Genomic DNA, 5,137 nt, shown 5'->3' on the forward strand with positions numbered 1-5,137 from the left:
CACCACCACAGCTACTTTTTCTACACTCATCGGATTTTCCTCTCAGGGTTTGCGGGCACCGCAAGCGGTGTTTTCGGGAGTTGAGCGTCGATATAGCTGGTTTTCCCCGTCGGTTCGAACCAGAATGCCTGAAATCAACCTGTAGAAAAACTACTGCATGCCCGAAACCTTCCTCAGCTTGCCGCCGTTGAATGCGCTGCGCGCCTTCGAAGCCTCGGCGCGTCATCTCAACTTCCGCATCGCGGCCGAAGAGCTCAACGTCACGCAAGGGGCGGTCGCCCAGCACATTCGCGGGCTGGAGGCCGATCTCGGCACGAAGCTGTTCGAGCGGCTGCCGCGCGGCCTGGCGCTGACCGATGAGGGCCGCGCCTATGTCCCCAACATCCGCCGCGCCTTCGACCTGATCTCGGAGGCGACGCTGCTGCTTCGTCCCGAGCCGGCGCGGCTGACGATCAGCGTGACGCCGAGCTTCGCCACCAAATGGCTTATCCCGAGACTGCACGACTTCGTCGCGCACCACCCGCTGGTCGACCTGCGCGTACTGGCCAGCGAAAGCCTGTCGAGCTTCCAGGCCGATGGCGTCGACATCGCGGTCAGGCAGGGCCGCCCACCCTTCGGCGCCGGGCTGGTCGTCGACCTGCTGTTTCCCCAGCAGATCGTCGCCGTGTGCAGCCCGGCCCTGCTGCCGGCCGGCGCGATCGAGATCGCGGCCTCCGAAATCCAGCACCACGTACTGCTGCACGATGCCCACAATCTGTGGCCGGAATTCATGGAAAAGGCCGTCGGCCTGAAGATGACGACCGAACTCAAACGCATGCGCTTCAACCAGACCGGCCTCGCCATCGACGCGGCGGTGGCCGGCCAGGGCATTGCGCTGGCCAGCCGCTTTCTCGTCGCCGCCGACCTCGCCGCCGGCCGTCTGGTTCAGCCCGTCAGCGGCGAAATGCGCGGCACGCAGGATTTTTATGTCGTGATGCCGAGAAAACAGCGCCACCCCGAGCCGACGCAAGCCGTGCGGCAATGGTTGCTGGATGCCGGAGAGCGACGACCTTTGTCGTGAGACCTTCGCACGCACGGAGACGTCAAGCCGCTTGCCTATGAGGCAACGACGGGCGCACCGCGAAAGATCGCCACGGCGGCAGCGACGATTTCCGCATTGTCCTTGGCTGTCTTGCCATCGGCGAGCGTCTTGCCGTCTTCCAGACCGACCCGTGTCGACCAGCGCTGGCGATGCGCAAGCTCGACGAGGGGCCAGACAGTCGTGTCGACGCCATGCAGCAGGATCGGCCGCCCTACCCCGGCGCGCTCGAGTACGGCGGCGATGCCATGCGCTTCATCGAGTGCAGCGGACAGGTCGGGGATATCGATCTCGATCAGAATGCGCAGCACCTGGTTGTGGCCAGGAAGCGCTACGAAGCGCTCGGCATCGGCGACGACGGCTAGCCCCGCCTCGATGCCTACACCACGCTGGCGCAGCAACTCCATCACGGCGGGCGCATCCGGTTCGGACAGGTTGACCGAAGCATAGTCAGGCAGGTCTCGCCAGCCGGCGATCGCCGCTCGGGTCCGCTCGACGTCGTTCTCGGTCCAGGCGCCGGTCGACACGCCAACCAGTGTTCCCGGGCAGGTCCGGCGCACCGCCAGCACCGTGGCGTCGACGGCTGCCAGGCTTTCGCGTCCGTCGGTGCCGCGCGGATGGATATGCAGTTCGGCCGCTCCAGCGGCGACGCAGGCTGCCGCATCGCTGGCCATTGCCTCGGCAGTCAGCGGCAGCTTCGGGTGGAAATCGCGCGGACGCGCGCCGTTGATGCAGGCCTGGACGATCATCGATGTCACCTTGCGCAAGGGGCCGCAGTGTAGCTGTGCGGCGTTGAAACTGCCAATCTCCCCCTCGTAGGGGAGATCGGCAGCTTCAACGCCGCGCGTCTGCTCACAACATTCGGCGGCATTTGAATAAAAGCCGCTTGTGGATATTTACCCGGCGTTCCCTCGTCTCCGGCAAGCTCTTTTTAGGGCGGGATCATGGAGGGACCATTGACCAGCGATTTTTCAGCCGCCCGCATCCACCTCGAACGCGCCTATCATTATCTGCAGGGCAATGACGAGACGAGCCGTGCCGCCTGTGACGCGCTCGATCTGTTGATCGAAGCGGTGACGGAGGCGCAGCACAGGCGACCCGAGGCTGGAGTGCTGGAGTTCCCGCAATCGACGGCGCGGCGAACCGGATAGAAAGTGTCGAGTTTCAGGCCAGTCCGGCCTGGCCTGAAACTCGCCGCACCCGGATCACGATGCCTTGCGGGCCGTCGCTCCCTTGGTTGCGCGCGCGACAATTCGCTCGAGCGGCTCCGGCCGGTGCAGCAAAAATCCCTGGCCGAAGGCGACCCCCATGTCGCTCAACATGGCCAGCGTGTCCTGCCGTTCGATCTTCTCACCGACCACGTCGCAGCCGAGGCTACGGGCAATGCTGGTGATGGCCAGCACGATCTCGCGGTCGAAGCGGCTTTGCGTGATGTGCTCGATGAAGGAACCGTCGATCTTGATCGTGTCGACGGGGAACCGCCGGAGATATTCGAACGAGCTCATGCCGGCTCCGAAATCATCGAGGCCGACCCGGCAACGCCGCTCGCGCGCCTTGCGCACGAACTGTTCGGCGGCATCGAAATTGGTGACGGCGGCGGTTTCGGTGATCTCGAAGCCGATGCCCGAATGCGGCGCCCCGGTTTCTTCTATGACGCTGTCGACGAAGTCCCAAAGCTGCGGATCGCTCAGCGTCTGCGCCGACAGATTGAAGCCAAGCGTCAGCGCCCCCGAACGCAAGGCGGCACCATGCCGCGACAGCGCGGTGCGGATGATCCAGCGGTCGAGCCGCGACGCGATGCCGAACCGCTCGGCCACCGGAATGAACTCGCCGGGTGGCACCAGCCGGCCGTTGCGTGCGGCGAGCCTGGCCAAGACTTCGACATGACGGCTTTCCTGCCAGGGACGGCCCAGAAGATGGATTTCCTGGCCAAACAGCTTCAGCCTGCCGTCTTCCATGGCATCGACGGTATCGGCGACGATGCGCGCCGCGTTGAGGCCACCCGAACCCGATGCCGTATCGGTGGAGAAGACGGCAAATCGGTTTCGCCCGGCGGCCTTGGCCGCATAGCAGGCGTCGTCGGCACAGGCCAGCGCGTCGGCCACCGTCGTGTCGGCGTCATCGACGAAAGCGATACCGATCGAGGCCGCCAGCTTGCGCGACGTGGCCGTCGATCCAAGTTCGGCATCGCGAACCGCGGCAAGTACCGCGTCGGCCAGCCGCCCGGCCTGCGCCGCATCGCAATTGGGCATCAGCAGCGCGAACTCGTCACCGCCCAGGCGCGCGGCATGCGCCGTCGCGGGAAGGCAGCCCAGAATGCCTTGCGCAACGCTTTTCAGTGCCAGGTCGCCGGCCGCGTGGCCGGCAAAATCGTTGAGCGCCTTGAAGTAGTCGAGATCGACATAGAACACGGAAAGCGGCAGCAACTGCGCGGCCGCGATATGATCGGCCAGCAGCCGGTCGAACGCGGCGCGGTTCAAGAGACCGGTGAGCGCGTCATGGCGGGCCGCATAGGCAAGCTCCTGCTCGCGCTGCTTGTCTTCGGTGATATCGCGCACCGTGCCCAGGATCTGCCCCGCCAGCCGGCGGTCCCGGATTTGCGGGTCGGCGATGAAACGCAGCAGGGATTCTATGTGCCGGACCTCTCCGTCGCGCCGCACGATGCGGTATTGCACGGCGGTGACCTTGTCCGTTTCGAGCGGCACCAGATGCGCGCGCGACGCGGCCTCCTTGTCGTCCGGATGCAGATAGCCGAACCAGTGGTCGCGCTCGACTTCGGCGGTGTCGGAGACGAGCCCGAAAATCTCCCTGGTGCGTTGGTCCCAATAACTTTTGCCGCCCGCGAGGTCGTGGTGCCAGATGCCGGTGCCGCTGGCGGCGAGCGCCAGGCGAAACCGCACATTGACCTGCTCGAGTTCGGCCTCGGCGGCCTTCTGCTTGGAGATGTCGGTCTGCACACCCATCAGCCTGAGCGGCTTTCCCATCGCGTCGCGCTCGACGACGCCGCCGCGATCGAGCACCCATACCCAATGTCCCTGCTTGTGCTTCAGCCGCAATTCGGTCTCGATGGCGTCGGTCAGGCCGGCAATGTGGCGGTCGCCGCTGGCCAGCGCCCGCTCGCGGTCGTCGGGATGGGTCAGTTGCAGCCAAAGGTCGCTGGTGTTGGCCAATTCGCTCTCATCGTAGCCTAGCATCCGCGCCCAGGTCGCGGAATAAAAGCAGTCGCCGGTCACAAGATCCCAGTCCCAGACGCCAAGATGCGCGCGCTCCAGGGCTTTTGCCCAGAACGTTCCATTGCGACTTTTCTTACCCTGACGCGCCATCGTCTGCTTCGCCTGCTCCACCGCGGCGCAATCTGCGGCAAAACCAGAGAAGAAACAGTTACCGCGCGGGCGGAGTGTCGACGTCTGATTGGGAGCCCCTGTTCATCAAGGCCGTACCGAACTACTCCAGGCAGCCGTCAATTTCCCCAGGTCGACGACACGACATTGCCCGCCGTCACGCCGGACAGTCTTTCGCGCTTCTCGAGCCTCGGCTTTTCATAGGTCTTCTTCATTGCCATCGCCTTCTCCCGTGGCCATCCGATTTCCAGGGTCTAGCTGAGGCGGGGCAGCCATGCTTGGGCTCAGCGGAACGGGTTCCGGCCCAGGCGGCCCTGCCCGGCGCCGAACCCGCCTTTTCGATTGGCCGGCAGGAACCGGAGTTTTGTGTCTGGCGGATCGTCCTACTGCTGCCCAGGTCAGCGGCGCAAGCCGGTGACCCCTGGATCATCGGCGGCGCCGATGATCCCATGCACGACAACAACAAGGACCTTCCAATGACCAAGCAAGAAGACAACAAGGCCGTCGTCGTCAGATGGTTCACCCACTTCTGGGGTGAACGTTGCGATCTGTCGGTCGTCGACGAGATCGCGGCACCCGACATGCTGCTGAAATATTCGCTGCACGAGCCGCGCCGCGGCCGCGACGACATCAAGGCCTTCATGGCCGACTTCCGCGCCGCCTTCCCGGACCTCAACTTCTGGGCCACCGCCGACCTGATTGCCGAGGGCGACTATGT

General features: G+C 64.8%; 6 protein-coding genes. 3 read left to right on the plus strand and 3 right to left on the minus strand.

Annotation, left to right across the window (positions count from 1 at the left end):
- Positions 1 to 157 precede the first annotated feature (157 nt).
- The gene (gene gcvA / locus EN884_RS25200) at positions 158 to 1,060 is read left to right on the plus strand and encodes a transcriptional regulator GcvA (RefSeq protein WP_063168574.1); all 903 of its coding nucleotides are present in this window, start codon (positions 158 to 160) and stop codon (positions 1,058 to 1,060) included.
- A gap of 35 nt (positions 1,061 to 1,095) precedes the next feature.
- Here gcvA and EN884_RS25205 read toward each other — a convergent pair whose 3' ends face one another.
- Complete coding sequence (locus EN884_RS25205) at positions 1,096 to 1,827, minus strand: 3-keto-5-aminohexanoate cleavage protein (RefSeq protein ID WP_063170281.1); 732 nt, start codon at positions 1,825 to 1,827, stop codon at positions 1,096 to 1,098.
- 207 nt (positions 1,828 to 2,034) lie between these two features.
- On the opposite strand from EN884_RS25205, the gene EN884_RS25210 reads away from it, so the two are divergent.
- On the plus strand, positions 2,035 to 2,229 hold the full coding sequence (locus EN884_RS25210; protein WP_024501638.1) for a hypothetical protein: 195 nt from the start codon (positions 2,035 to 2,037) through the stop codon (positions 2,227 to 2,229).
- A gap of 54 nt (positions 2,230 to 2,283) precedes the next feature.
- Here EN884_RS25210 and EN884_RS25215 read toward each other — a convergent pair whose 3' ends face one another.
- Together EN884_RS25215 and EN884_RS25220 are read right to left on the minus strand one after the other, a co-directional pair.
- Positions 2,284 to 4,401: an EAL domain-containing protein gene (locus tag EN884_RS25215; protein ID WP_063168575.1), complete on the minus strand. Its 2,118-nt coding sequence runs from the start codon at positions 4,399 to 4,401 to the stop codon at positions 2,284 to 2,286.
- Between the two features lie 137 nt (positions 4,402 to 4,538).
- Positions 4,539 to 4,640, minus strand: coding sequence for a hypothetical protein (locus EN884_RS25220; protein ID WP_013530742.1), 102 nt, complete (start codon positions 4,638 to 4,640; stop codon positions 4,539 to 4,541).
- 255 nt (positions 4,641 to 4,895) lie between these two features.
- Here EN884_RS25220 and EN884_RS25225 point away from each other — a divergent pair.
- Positions 4,896 to 5,137: ester cyclase (locus EN884_RS25225; RefSeq protein WP_164895143.1), on the plus strand; the 242-nt coding region annotated here is incomplete at its 3' end.

Source organism: Mesorhizobium sp. M7A.F.Ca.AU.001.01.1.1 (assembly GCF_004022735.1).
GTDB classification, from domain to species: domain Bacteria; phylum Pseudomonadota; class Alphaproteobacteria; order Rhizobiales; family Rhizobiaceae; genus Mesorhizobium; species Mesorhizobium ciceri.

Excerpts from the sequence above, each read along its gene's own strand:
- gcvA (WP_063168574.1), top strand. The coding sequence starts at position 158 with ATGCCCGAAACCTTCCTCAGCTTGCCGCCGTTGAATGCGCTGCGCGCC.
- EN884_RS25205 (WP_063170281.1), bottom strand. The coding sequence starts at position 1,827 with ATGATCGTCCAGGCCTGCATCAACGGCGCGCGTCCGCGCGATTTCCAC.
- EN884_RS25215 (WP_063168575.1), bottom strand. The coding sequence starts at position 4,401 with ATGGCGCGTCAGGGTAAGAAAAGTCGCAATGGAACGTTCTGGGCAAAA.
- EN884_RS25220 (WP_013530742.1), bottom strand. The coding sequence starts at position 4,640 with ATGGCAATGAAGAAGACCTATGAAAAGCCGAGGCTCGAGAAGCGCGAA.